General features: G+C 64.5%; 17 protein-coding genes and 1 pseudogene. 11 read left to right on the top strand and 7 right to left on the bottom strand.

Features of this window, described 5'->3' with window-relative positions:
• Positions 1-6: 6 nt before the first annotated feature.
• Positions 7-906 (top strand): annotated as a pseudogene (locus AC1DW9_RS34675) (IS481 family transposase); the annotation flags it as partial.
• A gap of 83 nt (positions 907-989) precedes the next feature.
• Here the strand turns inward: AC1DW9_RS34675 and AC1DW9_RS34670 are convergent.
• Positions 990-1,979: a quinone oxidoreductase family protein gene (locus AC1DW9_RS34670; RefSeq protein ID WP_441507300.1), complete on the bottom strand. Its 990-nt coding sequence runs from the start codon at positions 1,977-1,979 to the stop codon at positions 990-992.
• A gap of 100 nt (positions 1,980-2,079) precedes the next feature.
• Here AC1DW9_RS34670 and AC1DW9_RS34665 point away from each other — a divergent pair, with 100 nt between their 5' ends.
• The gene (locus AC1DW9_RS34665; RefSeq protein WP_441507299.1) at positions 2,080-2,466 is read left to right on the top strand and encodes a winged helix-turn-helix transcriptional regulator; all 387 of its coding nucleotides are present in this window, start codon (positions 2,080-2,082) and stop codon (positions 2,464-2,466) included.
• Between the two features lie 66 nt (positions 2,467-2,532).
• On the opposite strand, the gene AC1DW9_RS34660 is transcribed toward AC1DW9_RS34665, so the two are convergent.
• Positions 2,533-3,528 (bottom strand): 2-hydroxyacid dehydrogenase, encoded by a 996-nt coding sequence (locus AC1DW9_RS34660; protein WP_113517994.1) that lies wholly within the window; start codon positions 3,526-3,528, stop codon positions 2,533-2,535.
• Positions 3,529-3,692: 164 nt separating this feature from the next.
• On the opposite strand from AC1DW9_RS34660, the gene AC1DW9_RS34655 reads away from it, so the two are divergent.
• Complete coding sequence (locus AC1DW9_RS34655; RefSeq protein WP_476776565.1) at positions 3,693-4,265, top strand: SH3 domain-containing protein; 573 nt, start codon at positions 3,693-3,695, stop codon at positions 4,263-4,265.
• 12 nt (positions 4,266-4,277) lie between these two features.
• Here AC1DW9_RS34655 and AC1DW9_RS34650 read toward each other — a convergent pair whose 3' ends face one another.
• Positions 4,278-5,057 (bottom strand): META domain-containing protein, encoded by a 780-nt coding sequence (locus tag AC1DW9_RS34650; protein ID WP_441507298.1) that lies wholly within the window; start codon positions 5,055-5,057, stop codon positions 4,278-4,280.
• A gap of 84 nt (positions 5,058-5,141) precedes the next feature.
• The gene (irrA, locus tag AC1DW9_RS34645) at positions 5,142-5,606 is read right to left on the bottom strand and encodes an iron response transcriptional regulator IrrA (protein ID WP_069877765.1); all 465 of its coding nucleotides are present in this window, start codon (positions 5,604-5,606) and stop codon (positions 5,142-5,144) included.
• A gap of 171 nt (positions 5,607-5,777) precedes the next feature.
• On the opposite strand from irrA, the gene AC1DW9_RS34640 reads away from it, so the two are divergent.
• The 7 genes from AC1DW9_RS34640 to AC1DW9_RS34610 all read left to right on the top strand — a co-directional run bounded on the left by AC1DW9_RS34640 (position 5,778) and on the right by AC1DW9_RS34610 (position 11,297).
• A complete protein-coding gene (locus AC1DW9_RS34640) occupies positions 5,778-6,413 on the top strand; it encodes a LysE family translocator (RefSeq protein ID WP_441507297.1) in 636 nt (211 codons plus the stop codon).
• A gap of 141 nt (positions 6,414-6,554) precedes the next feature.
• A complete protein-coding gene (fabA, locus tag AC1DW9_RS34635) occupies positions 6,555-7,067 on the top strand; it encodes a 3-hydroxyacyl-[acyl-carrier-protein] dehydratase FabA (RefSeq protein ID WP_043231524.1) in 513 nt (170 codons plus the stop codon).
• A 118-nt stretch (positions 7,068-7,185) separates the two neighbouring features.
• On the top strand, positions 7,186-8,412 hold the full coding sequence (gene fabB / locus AC1DW9_RS34630) for a beta-ketoacyl-ACP synthase I (protein ID WP_441490241.1): 1,227 nt from the start codon (positions 7,186-7,188) through the stop codon (positions 8,410-8,412).
• 6 nt (positions 8,413-8,418) lie between these two features.
• Positions 8,419-8,691, top strand: coding sequence for a DUF3303 domain-containing protein (locus tag AC1DW9_RS34625; RefSeq protein ID WP_069877763.1), 273 nt, complete (start codon positions 8,419-8,421; stop codon positions 8,689-8,691).
• 81 nt (positions 8,692-8,772) lie between these two features.
• The gene (gene fabI, locus AC1DW9_RS34620; protein ID WP_069877762.1) at positions 8,773-9,606 is read left to right on the top strand and encodes an enoyl-ACP reductase FabI; all 834 of its coding nucleotides are present in this window, start codon (positions 8,773-8,775) and stop codon (positions 9,604-9,606) included.
• Between the two features lie 107 nt (positions 9,607-9,713).
• A complete protein-coding gene (locus AC1DW9_RS34615; RefSeq protein ID WP_069877761.1) occupies positions 9,714-9,959 on the top strand; it encodes a DUF2188 domain-containing protein in 246 nt (81 codons plus the stop codon).
• A 252-nt stretch (positions 9,960-10,211) separates the two neighbouring features.
• Positions 10,212-11,297 carry a Rieske 2Fe-2S domain-containing protein gene (locus tag AC1DW9_RS34610; RefSeq protein WP_441507296.1) on the top strand — a complete coding sequence of 362 codons (1,086 nt, stop codon included), beginning with the start codon at positions 10,212-10,214 and terminating at the stop codon, positions 11,295-11,297.
• Positions 11,298-11,492: 195 nt separating this feature from the next.
• On the opposite strand, the gene AC1DW9_RS34605 is transcribed toward AC1DW9_RS34610, so the two are convergent.
• Entirely contained in the window at positions 11,493-12,725 is a 1,233-nt protein-coding gene (locus AC1DW9_RS34605) for an argininosuccinate synthase (RefSeq protein WP_069877759.1), read from the bottom strand.
• Between the two features lie 263 nt (positions 12,726-12,988).
• On the opposite strand from AC1DW9_RS34605, the gene AC1DW9_RS34600 reads away from it, so the two are divergent.
• Positions 12,989-13,597: a 2-hydroxychromene-2-carboxylate isomerase gene (locus AC1DW9_RS34600; RefSeq protein WP_441490239.1), complete on the top strand. Its 609-nt coding sequence runs from the start codon at positions 12,989-12,991 to the stop codon at positions 13,595-13,597.
• A 119-nt stretch (positions 13,598-13,716) separates the two neighbouring features.
• Here AC1DW9_RS34600 and AC1DW9_RS34595 read toward each other — a convergent pair whose 3' ends face one another.
• A complete protein-coding gene (locus AC1DW9_RS34595) occupies positions 13,717-14,769 on the bottom strand; it encodes a M48 family metallopeptidase (protein ID WP_441507295.1) in 1,053 nt (350 codons plus the stop codon).
• 30 nt (positions 14,770-14,799) lie between these two features.
• Positions 14,800-15,357 (bottom strand): LemA family protein, encoded by a 558-nt coding sequence (locus tag AC1DW9_RS34590; RefSeq protein ID WP_069882216.1) that lies wholly within the window; start codon positions 15,355-15,357, stop codon positions 14,800-14,802.
• Positions 15,358-15,583: the final 226 nt, after the last annotated feature.

Genomic DNA, 15,583 nt, shown 5'->3' with positions numbered 1-15,583 from the left:
GAGCGGATCGTGCGCATGGCGGCGGCAGGCACGGCCTCTGGCGTGATCGCCAAGGCGGCCCGCGTCAGCCTCAAGACCGTCCATAAATGGATCGCCCGCTTCGCCGCCGAGGGCATGGCCGGGCTGGCGGACCGCTCGTCGCGTCCGCGCCGGCTGCATCGCCCGACGCCGGCAGGCCAGGTCGAGCAGATCATCGCACTGCGGCGCCAGCGGCTGAGCGGCCAGGCCATCGCCAAGCAGGCTCAGGTCTCGCCGGCCACGGTGAGCCGGATCCTGCGACGAGCGCGGCTGAGCCGGATGCGCGACCTCGACCCGGCCGAGCCGGCGCGCCGCTACGAGCGCGCTCGCCCCGGCGAACTGATCCATCTCGACATCAAGAAGCTCAACCGGTTCAGGGAGCCGGGGCATCGCGTCACCGGGGATCGCAGCGCCGGCCGCAGCGTCGGGGCGGGCTGGGAGTTCGCCCATGTCTGCATCGACGATGCCTCCCGGCTCGCCTTCGTCGAGATCAAGCCGGACGAGACGGCGCTCAGCGCGGTCGCCTTCCTCAGGGCCGCCGTCGCCTATTACAAAGGCCTCGGCGTCTCCGTCGCGCGCGTCATGACCGACAACGGCCCCTGCTACAAAGCCCATGCCTTCCGCCACGCCTGCCGCGAGCTCGGCCTGCGCCAGATCAGGACCAGGCCCTACACGCCCAGGACCAACGGCAAGGCCGAACGCTTCATCCAGACGGCGCTACGCGAATGGGCCTATGCCAGACCCTATCCCCACTCAGAGCGCAGAGCCGAAGAGCTGCCGCGCTGGCTCCATCATTACAATTGGCATCGCCCCCACGGCGGAATCCAGGCCAAGACACCCATCAGCAGACTCGCTCGCGACGAGGACAACCTGTTGACGCTCCACAGCGTGATCGACTCTCATAGTTTAGAGCATGCTTTATGCGAAAAACCGTTGCCACTTTTCGCGGCATGCTCTTGGCCTCGCTTCGCTCAGGGCACCAGCACGATCTTGCCGGCCGAACGCCGGCTTTCCAATGCTTCATGCGCCGCGGCCGCCTGCTCCAGGGGAAAGCTGCCGCCGGAAAGCACGGTGAGCTCGCCACGCTCGGCCAGGCCGAATAGCATGGCGAGGTCGGTTTTGACGTTCTCGGCGGTCAGTAGCGGCAGCAGGCTGAAACCGGCAAGCAATTGATTGCTGGAGATGAGCTTCTGCAACTGGGACATGTCCAGTCCAGCATCCCGGGTGTTCAGCGCTCCGAACAGGACGATCCAGCCAGAGGGAGCGAGCAGCTCCAGACTTGTCACTGCAATCTTTCCGCCCGCTGATTCGTAGATGATGTCGGGCCCCGCGCCGCCGGTCGCGGCCTGGACCTGAACACCCCAATTGGGTTGCGTGTAATCGACGCCCGCATCGGCCCCGAGGTCCCGGGTGAGGGCGAGCTTGTCCTGCGAGCTTGCTGCCGCGATGACACGCTTCGCTCCTGCATGTTTGGCCATCTGCACGAGCAGGCTGCCGACGCCCCCTGCTGCGGCATTGATCAGGACTGTCTTGCCCGCAGGCTGTGCCTGTCGAAAGAGATGGAGGGCTGTCAGGCCCTGCACCATCAGGGCCGCGGCTGTCTCAAACGGAAGGCCCGGGGGGAGCGCAACGACGTGAGCCGCATCGGCTGCGACATATTCAGCGTAGCCGCCTGAGAAGATGCCGGCCGCGAAGAGCGGGACGGCGACCCGATCGCCGCGCTGAAAGCCGGAGGCCCCTTCGCCGAGAGTCTCGATCGTGCCGGCGATCTCGACGCCGGGGATCATGGGCAGAACGGGCGTCGCGCCATAGCGATCCTGCCTCTGTAGCGTCTCGAAGAAGTTGACCCCGGCTGCGCGGACGCGGATCAGCACCTCGCCGGGGCGGGGGAGCGGCTTCGCGACGTCGGTGGGTATGAGCATATCGGGGCCGCCGAAGCGGCTGATCTGGATGGCCTTCATGGGCGCCTCGCGACAGTGAATGATCCTGCCGGGCGTTCTGGGCTATGATGCGGTCCAACGACTACACACCGATTTGTCTCTTACAGACCGGAAGGTAACCATGGCCGATCCGATGAAGCGCCTGCCGGTACAGCCGGTCGAGCGCGCGCTGAAGGTGATTGCGGGACGCTGGAAGGCGATCATCCTCTACCAGCTCTTCGATCAGCCGAGGCGTCTCACGGAGTTGAAGAAGCAGATGCCGCGGATCAGCCAGAAGGTCCTGATCCAGCAATTGCGCGAGATGGAAGAGCATGGGCTCGTCCATCGCGAGATCCTTCAGCAAGTGCCGCCGCGCGTCGATTATTCCGTGACCGCACTCGGGCACAGCCTGGAGCCGATCATCCGGTCCCTATGCGACTGGGGACGCAAGCACGCGGCCGATCTCGACGATCTCGCCAGCCTGTCGGAATGCCGGCTTCCTCCGGCTGAGCGAGCTGCTGCAGCCTGACCTTGCCTTCAATTGGGTGGACCAAGCGGATCCTGGGGAGCTGTTCTGGCCCGATCGGGCCGTCGCCTACAGCATGCTCGGCAGCACGCGGTCCGGCGGCTTGTGACCATCCATGAAGGTCTTGATGTTGACGATGACCTTCTCACCCATATCGGCCCGGCCTTCATGCGTTGCCGAACCCATATGGGGCAGCACGACGATCTTGTGGCTGCGGGCCAGCTTGAGCAGGCGCGGGTTCACGGCGGGCTCGTGCTCGAACACGTCGAGACCGGCGCCGGAAAGTTCTCCCGCTTCCAGCATGCGCGCAAGCGCCGTCTCGTCGACGATTTCGCCGCGCGCCGTGTTCACAAGGATGGCGTCGGGCTTCATCAGCTTCAGACGGCGGGCCGAGAGCAGGTGATAGGTCGCCGGTGTGTGCGGGCAGTTGATCGAGACGATATCCATCCGCGCCAGCATCTGGTCGAGCGAATCCCAGTAGGTCGCGTCGAGTGCCTCCTCGATGCGCGCATCGACGCGCCGGCGGTTGTGATAATGGATCGAGAGGCCGAAGGCCGCGGCCCGCTTCGCCACCGCCTGGCCGATCCGGCCCATGCCGACAATGCCGAGGCGCTTGCCGGTGATGCGCCGGCCCAGCATCCAGGTCGGCGACCAGCCGCCCCACTCGTCGTCCGAGATGATGCGGGCGCCCTCCGAAATCCGTCGCGCCACGGCCAGGATGAGGGCGATCGTCATGTCGGCCGTGTCGTCGGTCAACACGCCTGGCGTGTTAGTCACGGTGATGCCGCGCTGCACGGCGCTGGCGACATCGATATTGTCGACGCCATTGCCGAAATTGGCGATCAGGCGCAACTGATCGCCAGCCTGGGCGATGATCCCGGCATCGATCCGGTCGGTCACGGTCGGAACCAGCACGTCAGCGGTCTTGACCGCCTCGACCAGCGCAGCCTGGCTCATCGGGGCGTCATCGATATTGAGACGGGCGTCGAACAGCTCGCGCATGCGCGTTTCGACGACGGCCGGCAGCTTGCGTGTGACCACGACCAGCGGCTTCTTCTTCGTCATTGACGGCTCCTCTCCCCGCAGCCCTGCGACAACGCCGCCGTTCCGCCTCAACCCGCCATTAACTAAGGCGTATCAGGAATGAGAACGACGTGTTCACGCGCTGGTTCGTGTCTAGAAGGCGGCGCGTCGGATGACAACATGACCCTTCGCCGGGTACCCGGACCATGGCGGAGCACGAACATGATGCGGAGATGGTGCGGATGAGCGGTCTGATGATGCGGAGCCTGGTTTTGGCGGCGGCAATGCTTGCAAATCTCGGCTCAGGCTCGGCTGTTCTCGCCCAGGACATGACGGCCGGTTCCGTGACCGGGCTGCCGATCCCGCGCTATGTCAGTCTGAAGTCRGACCGGGTCAATCTGCGCGAAGGCCCCTCCAAGGAGCATCGCACGAGCTGGGTGTTCCAGCGTGCGGGTCTGCCCGTCGAGATCACCGCCGAATTCGAGACCTGGCGCCGCGTGCGCGATGCCGACGGCTCGGAGGGCTGGGTGCTTCACAGCCTGCTCTCGGGGCGGCGCACGGCCCTTGTCGCCCCCTGGTCGAAGGTCAAGGACGAGGTCTTCACGCTCCATGCGAACGCCGACGCCGGATCGGCCGTGACCGCCCGTCTGCAGCCGGGCGTGATCGTCAATGTGGTGAACTGCGCGAATTCCTGGTGCCGCGTCGGCGTCGCCAAGATGAACGGCTATATCAAGCAGGAGCGTCTCTGGGGGGTCTACCCGAACGAGAAGGTCGACTGATCCCTTTACGCGCTACATCCTGGCGAGACGCATGATCGGCGAGCCGCCCGCATCCAGCAGGACGAGCTTGTCCTGGCGCTGGTCGATGCGCCAGCCGCGAGCGGCTTCCAGCGCTGCGAAGAACTTGCTTTCCTGATTCATCGCAGCCGGCGTGCAGGCCATGCGCGTGGAGGCGAGCGGGCCGAAGGCGATCTGGGGCCCGCTGATCTTAGCGCTGCCGCTCATGCGGTTGCAGCCGCCCGTGCCACTGACCTTGCCGTCCGCCGCGAGCTCAAGCACCGATTGCAGCCGGTCCATCACGCCGCCGCTGCGAATATCCTCGGCGAGCCAGCGCCCGACCGGCGTGGCTGGTCGCGGCGCTTCAGCCTGGTCGCGGGCGACATGTTCGACCCGGATCGTCGTGTCGTTGCGGCCGCCGTCGAAGACGGTGTGGCGGGTCGTGTTGATGAACAGCAGGCGCTCGCCGTCGGTGATGCGCGCCTGCAGGGCATAGGTCCAGCGCGGCTCGATCAGCGCGCGGTCGAAACGCAGCGTGTAACGGATCGGATTGCGGCGCGCCCGAAGGCGTGTCTCGGCAATCGTCTTGGCGGGCGCGTCGGCCAGCGAGACATCGAGCAGGCGGACCTCGACGATCGCCGTCCGTGGCAGCGCGATGCGCTCGCGGAAGAACACCGTTCCACGCAATGTCATCGGCGAGGCGATCGCGCTTCCGGCGGGAGTGACCAGCGCCAGGGCCACGAGGCCGGTCAGACTGCGGCGGGAGATCAGGGCCTTGCTCGGCTCATTGGTCACGCATGGTCTCCTGGCGACGCAACAATGCCCGCGCAGAGGGCTCGCAGCATAGGCATCCTGTGAGTGAAGGCTGGACGCGTTGCGTCAGCCGGCGATCTTGCGCAAACGCACGACGACATCGACGCGAGCGATTTCGTAACCTGTCGGAGGCTCCGGCAGAGCAGCGACGTCGACCGCCGAGGCTGGAATATCGATCACCGTATTCTCGCCATCGACCACGAAATGATGGTGGTCGCTATTGTCTGTGTCGAAAAAGGTCTTGGCGCCGTCGATTGCGAGCTCGCGCAGCAGGCCGGCCTGGGTAAACTGGTGCAGCGTATTGTAGACGGTCGCAAGCGACACCGGCACGCGCGCCTTCATCGCTTCCTCATAGAGCATCTCGGCGTTGACGTGCCGGTCGCCCTTGGCGAACAGCAGCCAACCGAGCGAAACGCGCTGCCGTGTCGGACGAAGCCCGACGCGGCGCAGCCGCTGGCGTACGTCATGGAACGGACAGCCCTGCCGATCGCTCGATCCGTAGCCCTGGTTCTGGGAGATCAGATCGCTCATGCGCAGGCTCGGTCCTTCTGGTTTGCAGTGATCGGCGTGCCGCGATGATGCGGCGCCTAGTTTAGATGAGATGTAAGGCCTTGCTTTCGCCCTCGCAAGCTTCCGCCAGCCTCCTGACAGGATTCGGGTGCCTCTCCACGCATGATCGCGGCTGATGGTTCGGAGGCTGCCATGTCCGAGACCGTACATCTCTGGCTCTTCTTCAGTCTGGTTTTCGGTATCGTCATCGTGCCGGGCATGGATATGGCTTTCGTGCTGGCGAACGCGCTCGCCGGTGGGCGCCGCTCTGGCCTCTATGCGACGGCGGGAGTGATCGCGGCCGGCATCTGCCATGTCGTGGTGGGTGTCCTGGGCGTGAGTGCGGTGCTTCGGCTCGTGCCGATGGCCTTCGACGTCATGCTGCTGCTGGGCTCGGCCTATATCGCCTGGATCGGCCTTGCATTGCTGCGCGGAGGCGCATCCTTCGCGCCGGTCCTGGAGACGCGGCGTTGCAATAGCTGGACAGCGTTCCGGCAGGGGGCCTTGACCAATCTGCTGAATCCGAAAGCCTATCTCTTCATGCTGGCCGTCTTCCCGCAGTTCCTGAGGCCGGAGGCGGGCGCGATCTGGTTGCAGGCCGCGATCCTGAGTCTGATCATCGCCGGGACGCAGTTTGCGGTCTACGGCTCGCTCGCACTCGCTGCGGCAGGCAGCCGCACCGTGCTTGCGGGCAACCGCCAGGCAACCATGCTGGTTGGTCGTGCGGTCGGTGCGTTGCTTGTTCTGGTGGCCGCCATGACGGCCTGGCAAGGCTTGCGCAGCCTGTGATCGCCGATCTTTCGGGCGGAAGACCCGGGTTGCGCCCTTTCGTTTCGGCGCAGGCCCGTGTTACGCACGGCTCCGAGAGCACATGACCATCGCCAATGCCGGATAGGGCTTGGCCAAACGGTCGATACGGAGCGGGGCAGTATGGAGCGTCAGTCGTCATTCAGCTACGAGGAGATCCTCAGCTGCGGTCGCGGGGAACTTTTCGGACCTGGTAATGCGCAGTTGCCGCTGCCGCCGATGCTGATGTTCGATCGCATCACCGAGATCGCCGAGAATGGTGGTCCTCATGGCAAGGGCTTCGTGCGCGCCGAATTCGATGTCCGGCCGGATCTTTGGTTCTTCGATTGCCATTTCAAGGGCGATCCGGTGATGCCGGGCTGCCTCGGGCTCGATGCGCTCTGGCAGCTCACCGGCTTCTTCCTCGGCTGGCTCGGGCTGCCGGGCCGGGGCAGGGCACTTGGCGTCGGCGAGGTGAAATTCGCGGACCAGGTCCTGCCCAGCGTCAAGCAGGTCGTCTACGGCGTCGAATTCAAGCGGGTCTTCAAGTCCAAGCTTGTGCTCGGCATCGCCGACGGCTGGCTGGAGGCGGATGGCAAGCGAATCTATACGGTCTCAGATATGCGCGTTGGCTTGTTCAAGCCTGAAGGCGCCTGAGTAAAACCGCGCACCGGCCTTGCGCTCGCCGTCTGAGCGGTCCATCTGCGCGTGATTGAGAAGATAGACCGGACCTCCGCGAGGTCCGGTCCGTGACGAGAAAGCCGGAGAAACGAGCATGAGACGCGTTGTGGTCACAGGGATGGGCATTGTCTCGTCCATCGGCAACAATACGCAGGAAGTGCTGTCCTCGCTGCACGAGGCCAAATCCGGCATCGCCTTCATGCCAGAATTTGCGGAACATGGTTTCCGCAGCCGCGTCGGCGGCGCTCCGACACTCGACGCCGCCAGCGTGGTCGACCGTCGCGCCATGCGCTTCCATGGCGGCGGTTCCGCCTGGAACCATGTTGCCATGGAGCAGGCGATTGCGGATGCCGGCCTCGAGGCCGGCGAGATCAGCCATGAGCGGACCGGCATCGTCATGGGCTCGGGCGGTCCCTCGACCCGCGCCCTGATCGACGCCTATGACAAGGCCCGCGAAAGCGGATCGTCGAAGAAGGTCGGCCCGTTTGCGGTGCCCAAGGGCATGTCCTCGACCGCGTCGGCTACGCTTGCGACCTGGTTCAAGATCAAGGGCGTGAACTACTCGATCTCCTCGGCCTGCGCGACGTCGAACCACTGCATCGGCAATGCCTATGAGCTGATCCAGTGGGGCAAGCAGGATGTGATCTTCGCTGGTGGCTGCGAGGAACTGGACTGGACGCTCTCCGTCCTGTTCGACGCTATGGGCGCCATGTCGACCAATTTCAACGAGACGCCGTCACGGGCGTCGCGCGCCTATGACGTCAGGCGCGACGGCTTCGTCATCGCCGGCGGGGCCGGCGTGGTGGTGCTTGAGGAACTGGAACACGCCAAGGCGCGCGGCGCACGCATCTATGGCGAGATCGTCGGCTATGGCGCGACGTCGGACGGTTACGACATGGTGGCCCCCTCCGGTGAGGGCGCGGTGCGCTGCATGAGGATGGCTCTGCAGGGCGTGAAGGCCAAGGTCGACTACATCAACCCTCACGGCACCTCGACCCCGGTCGGCGATGCCAAGGAGATCGAGGCGATCCGCGAGGTCTTCGGCGCCGGCGAGAAGAGCCCGCCGATCTCGGCGACAAAGTCGCTGACCGGCCATTCGCTGGGTGCGACCGGCGTTCAGGAGGCGATCTATTCGCTCCTGATGCTCAACAACGATTTCATTTGCGAAAGCGCCCATATCGAGGAGCTCGATCCCGCCTTTGCCGACATGCCGATCGTGCGCAAGCGCATCGACAATGCCGGCCTTGGTTGCGTGCTCTCGAATTCCTTCGGCTTCGGCGGAACGAATGCGACCATCGTGATGAAGCGGCTGGAGGTCTGAGCCTCCATGCTGTTCATGGTCATCGAGCATTTCGACCAGGCGCGGGTGAAGGACATCTATCGTCGCTTCCACGAGCGTGGCCGCATGATGCCCGATGGCCTGCGCTATGTGGACAGCTGGATCCAGGCAGACCTGGCGCGTTGCTTCCAGGTGATGGAATGCGACGATGTCGCGGTGCTGCAGGAATGGGTGCTGGAATGGAGCGATCTCGCGCGCTTCGAGATCGTGCCGCTGGCATCATCCAAGGCGACGGCCGCAGCCATCGCCAAGCATCTGTAGCAAGAGCCAAGCCTACCCGCCTGATCCAGTCTTACTTCCTGTTGCTTAAGTACCCTTCCAAGACCCGAATAGAGTCATCCCATGCTCCCCTTGATGCATAACAAGCGCGGCCTCGTCATGGGCGTCGCCAACCAGAATTCCATCGCCTGGGGCATTGCGCGGACCCTCCACGCCCATGGCGCCGAGATGGCCTTCACCTATCAGGGCGAAGCGCTCGGCAAGCGCGTGAAGCCGCTGGCGGAGAGCATCGGATCGAAGCTGGTCCTGCCTTGCGATGTCGAGGATATCGCAAGCGTCGATGGCGCCTTCGCTGCGATCGACGAGGCCTGGGGTGGGGATCCCGAGCGCAACACGCTCGATTTCATCGTTCACGCCATCGGCTTCTCCGACAAGAACGAGCTCAAGGGCCTCTATGCCGACACCAGCCGCGAGAATTTCTCGCGCACCATGGTGATCTCCTGCTTCTCCTTCACGGAAGCCGCCAAGCGCGCCGCCGAGCGCATGCCCAGAGGCGGCAGCATGATCACGCTGACCTATGGCGGATCGACGCGGGTGATGCCGAACTACAATGTGATGGGTGTGGCCAAGGCGGCGCTCGAGGCGAGCATGCGCTATCTCGCCGCCGATTTCGGTCCGCGCGGCATCCGCGTCAACGCACTCTCGCCCGGGCCGGTGCGCACGCTTGCCGGCGCCGGCATTTCGGATGCGCGCGCCATGTATTCATGGCAGCGGGCCAATTCGCCCTTGCGCAAGTCGGTGACGCTCGAGGAGATCGGTGGCTCGGCGTTGTACTACCTCTCGGATCTGTCGGGCGGCGTGACCGGCGACGTTCATCATGTCGATGCCGGCTATCACGTCACCTCGATGCCGGTGCTCGAAGGTTTGCGCGCGGCTGATAGCGGTAACGGCGAGTAGCCGAAGCCGATTTGGGTCTTCATCATCGGGCCGGCTCGGACTATCTTCGAGGCGGTGGAACCCGAGGGGCGTCCGGCGGTTCCGCTTGTGATCCTCGGAGGACGGCCATGGTCATGGTGAAGTACGAGATCGTCGAGCACGATGGCGGCTGGGCCTACAAGGTCGGCGGTGCGCTATCCGAGACCTTCCGGTCGCATGACGCCGCGCTCAAGGCGGCCAACAAGGCCGCTGCCCGCCAGAAGCGACCAGGCGTCACCGACGGCATCGTCTATCAGGATGCCCGGGGTGATTGGCACGAGGAGCTCGCGCAGGGCAGCGATCGGCCCCATACCTGGATCGTCGACAAGCCGTGACGAAGCTCGGCCACTTCATCTGCGCGGCCTAGGTCACCTGTGCTTGCATCGGCTTTTCCCGAAAACCGCAATCCACTTTTTGGGCCGATGCTCTAGCTGCGCCGGCGCGAGTGCCCTTGGGAGCATCCGAACCGGCACCCCGAGCGCGACAGTGCGTTTCGAGACCAGCCTGCAATGCACCGGCAATCCCCAGGTCGACCTTGAGCCTGAGCCGCCAGCCTTCGGCGCGGCATAGGATACCCAAGGTCCCGAATGACAGTTTCAGTGATCCCGCCGATCGATGCTGTGGCGCAGGCGGTGCCGGCGGCCAGCGAGTTTCGCGAGCCGCCACGCGAAGCCTGGTACTGCGCCAAGAGCAAGGGACGACTTGCTCCCGGCGCCCGCGAGAGCGTGACGATCCTTGGCGAACAGATCGTGATCGGTCGCAGGCGCAGCGGTGAAGTCTTCGCTTTGCGTGATCGTTGCCCGCATCGGGGCGCGCCGCTATCGCAAGGACAATTCGACGGGGTGGCTCTCACATGTCCCTTCCATGGCTGGCGCTTCGGCACGGACGGACAGTGCCTGGCAATGCCGACCCTGGTTCATGATGATGCGACGGATCCCGGACAGGTCAGGGTCCAGGGCTTTCCGGTGCGAGAGGCGGACGGCATCATCTGGGTCTATCTGGGCTCGCAGCCGGCCGAGGCCCCGCCGGTTCCCGAGCTGATGCTGCAGCGCGTACCGCGGTGCCGCGTGTCCGTTTCCGTGCTGGTCGAGGCCTCCTACGATCTATGCGTGCTCAGCCTGATCGATCCTGGCCATGTCGGCTACGTCCATAATTCCTGGTGGTGGCGGCCAACCGCGACGGCGCGGGAGAAGACCAAGGACTTCGCCCCTCTGCCATTTGGCTTCCGGATGACGGCCCATAGGGCAGCGGCGAACTCCAGGGGCTATCGGTTGCTCGGCCGGCCGCAGACCGAAGTGGATTTCCTGTTGCCGGGACAACGGATCGAGCGGATCACCGTGGGCAACCGTACCATCGTGAACGCGACCTTCGCGACGCCGATCGATGCGAAGCGGACGCTGCTGACGAATGTGCTGCTCTCCGACCTGCCGCAACTGGTGCCGCTGGCCCTGCCGATCCGCTGGGCCGCCCGGGCCTTTCTGCGTCAGGACCAGGATATCCTGGAACTTGCCCAGCAGGGTCTCGAGCGCAAGCCGACAATGCTGCTGATGGGTCAGGCCGACCGGCTGGCGCAATGGTATTTCCGGCTGAAGCGTGACTATGCCGCGGCCCGGCGCACGGGCGTGGCATTTCAGAACACGCTGGCACCCGAGCGTTTGCGCTGGCGCACCTGACGCTGTTGCAAGCCTCGTTGATCAGGGCCGGGACGCTCGGCCCGGCCGCTGACTGATCAAGACTATCGGCGCCTCGCTCTGATCGGGCTCAGCCAGCCTGATCGGTTTCGCGCGCGACCGAGCCGTTCTCTTTCATCGCGCGGTCCGGTCCGCGCTGCAGCGGTGAACGCCGCAGCGCGTGAGGGACAAGCCCGATCAGAGACCGAGCTTCTTCTTGCGCTGGCCGAGTGTCCGCAGGCGCAGCGCGTTCAGGCGGATGAAGCCCGCCGCGTCGCGGTGATCATAGGCGACTGCGCCCTCCTCGAAGGTCACCAGATCCTGGTCGTAGAGCGAATAGGGGCTGGAGCGGCCGACAACGTGGACGCCGCCCTTGTACAGCTTCAGGCGAACCTGGCCGGCGACGAATTCCTGGCTCTTGTCGATCAGCGCCTGCAGCATCTCGCGCTCAGGCGAGAACCAGAAGCCATTATAGATCAGCTCCGCATATTTCGGCATGATCTCGTCCTTGAGATGGGCCGCGCCCCGGTCGAGCGTGATCGACTCGATCGCCCGGTGCGCCGCGTGCAGGATCGTGCCGCCGGGCGTCTCATACATGCCGCGCGACTTCATGCCGACGAAGCGGTTCTCGACGAGATCGAGGCGGCCGATGCCGTTGTCGCGGCCGAGATCGTTCAATTTCGCCAGGAGCGTGGCGGGTGAAAGCGAGACGCCGTCGATGGCGACCGCATCACCCTTGGCGAAGTCGATGGTGATATAGGTCGGCTTGTCCGGCGCATCCTCGGGCGAGATCGTGCGCGAGTAGACGTAATCCGGCACTTCCTGCGCCGGGTCCTCCAGCACCTTTCCTTCCGAGGAGGCGTGCAGCAGGTTGGCGTCGACCGAGAAGGGCGCTTCGCCGCGCTTGTCCTTGGCGATCGGGATCTGGTGCTGTTCGGCGAAGGCGATGAGCTGCTCGCGCGAACGCAGGTCCCATTCGCGCCAGGGCGCGATCACCACGACATCGGGCTTCAGCGCATAGGCGGTGAGTTCGAAGCGGACCTGGTCGTTGCCCTTGCCGGTTGCGCCATGAGAGATGGCGTCCGCGCCGACCCTCTCGGCGATCTCGATCAGCTTCTTGCCGATCAGCGGGCGAGCGATCGAGGTGCCGAGCAGGTAGACGCCTTCATAGGCGGCATTGGCCCGGAACATCGGGAAGACGTAGTCGCGGACGAATTCCTCGCGCAGGTCCTCGATATGGATGTTCTCGGGCTTGATGCCGAGCAGCAGCGCCTTCTGGCGAGCGGGCTCCAGCTCCTCGCCCTGGCCGAGATCGGCGGTGAAGGTCACCACCTCGCATTCATAGGTGGTTTGCAGCCATTTCAGGATGATCGAGGTGTCAAGGCCGCCGGAATAGGCGAGCACGACCTTCTTCACGCGCTTGTCGGACATCGATGATCTTCCTGCTCTGACGGCATGTTTCCATGCCGGGGACGCTTCGACTGTGGATGGCCCTGTTTTCGGCTCAATGGCGCACTATCGCAGCCCTCGGGACGACGCAATCGGAACCTTCTGATCGATCAAACGTCATCCCGTGATGGGTCGGTATCAACGATGCCGATTGTGCAACACGCGTCCTGCGTGCTTGCAGTCGCGCCGCGACAGGTCGAAGCTTCCCGAGCGCGACTCAAACCGATGACCGACCTGGAGGCTGAATGCCGAATCGTCCCGTCCTCGACTTCTGGTACGAGTTCGCGTCACCCTATTCCTTTCTGAGTGCCTTGCGGGCTGAAGCCGTGGCAGACGAAGCGGGAGTGGCGCTGCGTTGGCGGCCCTTCCTGCTTGGACCGATCTTTGCCGGCCAGGGCTGGACGACGTCACCTTTCAACCTGTTCCCGAACAAGGGCCGCTATATGTGGCGCGATCTCGAGCGCCAGACCGCCCGTGCCGGCATCAAGCTTGTCCGGCCCAACCCGTTTCCGCAGAATTCCCTCGTCGCGGCGCGCGTCGCGCTCGCAGGGCGCGAGGCGGGCTGGATGCCCGCCTTCTCGAAGGCGCTGTTCAGGGCTGCGTTCTGCGAGGGACGAAACATTGCCGAGGAAGCCGTACTGGTCGCGGCGCTGAAGGAGGCTGGCGCGGATCCCGGCTCCGCGTTCTCGGCCTCGCGAAGCGAGGAGGTCAAGGGCAGGCTGAAGGCCGAGACCGAACTCGCGAAATCGCTCGGGATCTTCGGCGCTCCGGCCTTCGTCACTGGCGATGGCGAATTGTTCTGGGGAGATGATCGGCTGGGGGAGGCCCTCCGCTGGGCCCGGGATGGGTGTTAGATCATGGGGCCGGATCCTGTATCCGGTCCGGTGAACCAACCTTCTGTGTGTGCACCGGCTTTCCAAAGGACTGCAATCCACTTGTCGGACCGATGCCTTGAGCACGAGGCTGCCGCGGGTCAGTCCTGCGGCCTGGCGCCCCACGGACCGCGCGCCGTCCCGACCATGGTCGGCAGATCCTGACGCTCTGACATCCTGGGCGGATGCGGCGGCATCGCCGGCATCCGGCCGCCTGCCGTCTCGACGAGTGCCTGCACGCGTTTGGTGATCGAGGGATGTGTCGAGAACAGGTCGGCGAAATCGTCGGGATCGTTCTCGAAGCACATGTCCATGACGCCCGACGGCACTCCGTCGATATCGGCGCGCCCGGCGATCTTGAGCAGCGCGGAGATCATCGCGTCCGGATTCTTGGTCAGTTCGACCGCCCCGGCATCGGCCAGATACTCGCGCGAACGCGACAGAGACAGGCGGATCACCACGGCGAGCAGCCAGGAGATTGCGATGATTGCGACGCCGAGCAGGATGGCGACGCCGTTGCCCTTCTTGTCATCGTTGGACGAGACCCGCACGCGCCCCACGCTGCGGAAGATGATCTCGCCGATGAGCGAAATCACGCCTGCGATCACCACGGCGATGATCATCATCCGGACGTCGCCATTGCGGATATGGGTCAGCTCATGCGCAAGAACGGCCTCGATCTCATCATCCGTGAGGGTCTGGATCAGGCCGGTCGTGACCGTGACGGTGAACTGCTTGTCGTTGACGCCGCTGGCGAAGGCATTGAGGGCTTCGCTTTCAACGATCGAGAGCTTGGGCACGGTGAGCCCCCGCGAGATGCAGAGGTTCTCCAGCATCCGGTAGAGCTTGGGGTTCTGTTCCCGCGTCACGCCTTTGGCGCCGGTGACCGCGCCGATCAGCCCGACATTGATCTTGAAGCCGATGAAGACCCAGGCCGTGGCCGCGAGCGTGATGAACGGAAACCAGGACCAGAACAGGTGGATCGTCTCTGAATAGACGCTCTGTCCGCGCGCGACCCCACCATAGCCATAGGCAATCAGGATCAGGCCGTAGCTTGTCAGATAGACCAGCAGGAACAGCCCGGCGATCAGGAAACCCGACCGGATCCGGTTGTTGCGCATATGGGTATAGAGCCCGAAGGCCTGACCCGGCATGGCGCCGCTCCGTTGCCGCTCTCGAGCCGGTCAGAACTTCACAGTGGGGGCGACATCGAGCTGCGCGCGTGCTTGCTCGCCGACATCGAAGAACTCCCGCGGGGTGAAACCCATCTGCGGCGCGAAGAACACGGCCGGAAAAGCCTGGATCGCAGCGTTGAACTCGCCGACGGCGTTATTGAAGAAGCGCCGCGCCGCCGCGAGCTTGTCCTCGACATTGCTGAGTTCGCTCTGGAGCTGCTGGAAATTGGCGCTTGCCTTGAGGTCGGGATAGGCCTCGGAAAGAGCGAGCAGGCGGCCCAGCGCGCCGGATAGCTGCTGTTCCGCGGCTGCCTGCGCTTGCGGGCCTTGGGCCGACAGGGCCGCGTTGCGTGCCTTGACGACCGCGTCGAAGGTCTCGCGCTCATGCGAGGCGTAACCCTTTACGGTCTCGACAAGGTTCGGGATCAGATCGTGGCGCTGCTTCAGCTGGACGTCGATATCGGCGAAGGCCTGGTTGACCCGCTGCCGCATCGCAACGAGCCCGTTATAGGTCATGACAAGATAGATGGCAGCGGCCGCAAGGAGCCCGAGAACGATCCAGCCCATGAATTTCTCCTCAGCGCCGGACAGCGCGGCGCGCAAGGTGGCATGAAGAGCAACTCTGGGGAAGCGGGGCCGGGCGCCGAGTTGTAAGGACCTTCTGTAATGGGCCTTTGATCGTCAAGTCCCTCTGAACGATATCTCGTCGCCAGGATCATGCTTCTGTCCGTGGTCAGTACGAAGACCGCCACACCATGCCATCAGATCCAGAGCCGACAGGTCAATCTAGGGG

The organism is Allobosea sp. P4_E12 (genome assembly GCF_056401655.1).
Note: the sequence above shows the minus strand (reverse complement) of the source record. Positions and strands in the feature narration are given on the sequence as shown.

Excerpts from the sequence above, each read along its gene's own strand:
- AC1DW9_RS34670 (WP_441507300.1), bottom strand. The coding sequence starts at position 1,979 with ATGAAGGCCATCCAGATCAGCCGCTTCGGCGGCCCCGATATGCTCATA.
- AC1DW9_RS34665 (WP_441507299.1), top strand. The coding sequence starts at position 2,080 with ATGGCCGATCCGATGAAGCGCCTGCCGGTACAGCCGGTCGAGCGCGCG.
- AC1DW9_RS34660 (WP_113517994.1), bottom strand. The coding sequence starts at position 3,528 with ATGACGAAGAAGAAGCCGCTGGTCGTGGTCACACGCAAGCTGCCGGCC.
- irrA (WP_069877765.1), bottom strand. The coding sequence starts at position 5,606 with ATGAGCGATCTGATCTCCCAGAACCAGGGCTACGGATCGAGCGATCGG.
- AC1DW9_RS34640 (WP_441507297.1), top strand. The coding sequence starts at position 5,778 with ATGTCCGAGACCGTACATCTCTGGCTCTTCTTCAGTCTGGTTTTCGGT.
- fabA (WP_043231524.1), top strand. The coding sequence starts at position 6,555 with ATGGAGCGTCAGTCGTCATTCAGCTACGAGGAGATCCTCAGCTGCGGT.
- fabB (WP_441490241.1), top strand. The coding sequence starts at position 7,186 with ATGAGACGCGTTGTGGTCACAGGGATGGGCATTGTCTCGTCCATCGGC.
- AC1DW9_RS34625 (WP_069877763.1), top strand. The coding sequence starts at position 8,419 with ATGCTGTTCATGGTCATCGAGCATTTCGACCAGGCGCGGGTGAAGGAC.
- fabI (WP_069877762.1), top strand. The coding sequence starts at position 8,773 with ATGCTCCCCTTGATGCATAACAAGCGCGGCCTCGTCATGGGCGTCGCC.
- AC1DW9_RS34615 (WP_069877761.1), top strand. The coding sequence starts at position 9,714 with ATGGTCATGGTGAAGTACGAGATCGTCGAGCACGATGGCGGCTGGGCC.
- AC1DW9_RS34610 (WP_441507296.1), top strand. The coding sequence starts at position 10,212 with ATGACAGTTTCAGTGATCCCGCCGATCGATGCTGTGGCGCAGGCGGTG.
- AC1DW9_RS34605 (WP_069877759.1), bottom strand. The coding sequence starts at position 12,725 with ATGTCCGACAAGCGCGTGAAGAAGGTCGTGCTCGCCTATTCCGGCGGC.
- AC1DW9_RS34600 (WP_441490239.1), top strand. The coding sequence starts at position 12,989 with ATGCCGAATCGTCCCGTCCTCGACTTCTGGTACGAGTTCGCGTCACCC.
- AC1DW9_RS34595 (WP_441507295.1), bottom strand. The coding sequence starts at position 14,769 with ATGCCGGGTCAGGCCTTCGGGCTCTATACCCATATGCGCAACAACCGG.
- AC1DW9_RS34590 (WP_069882216.1), bottom strand. The coding sequence starts at position 15,357 with ATGGGCTGGATCGTTCTCGGGCTCCTTGCGGCCGCTGCCATCTATCTT.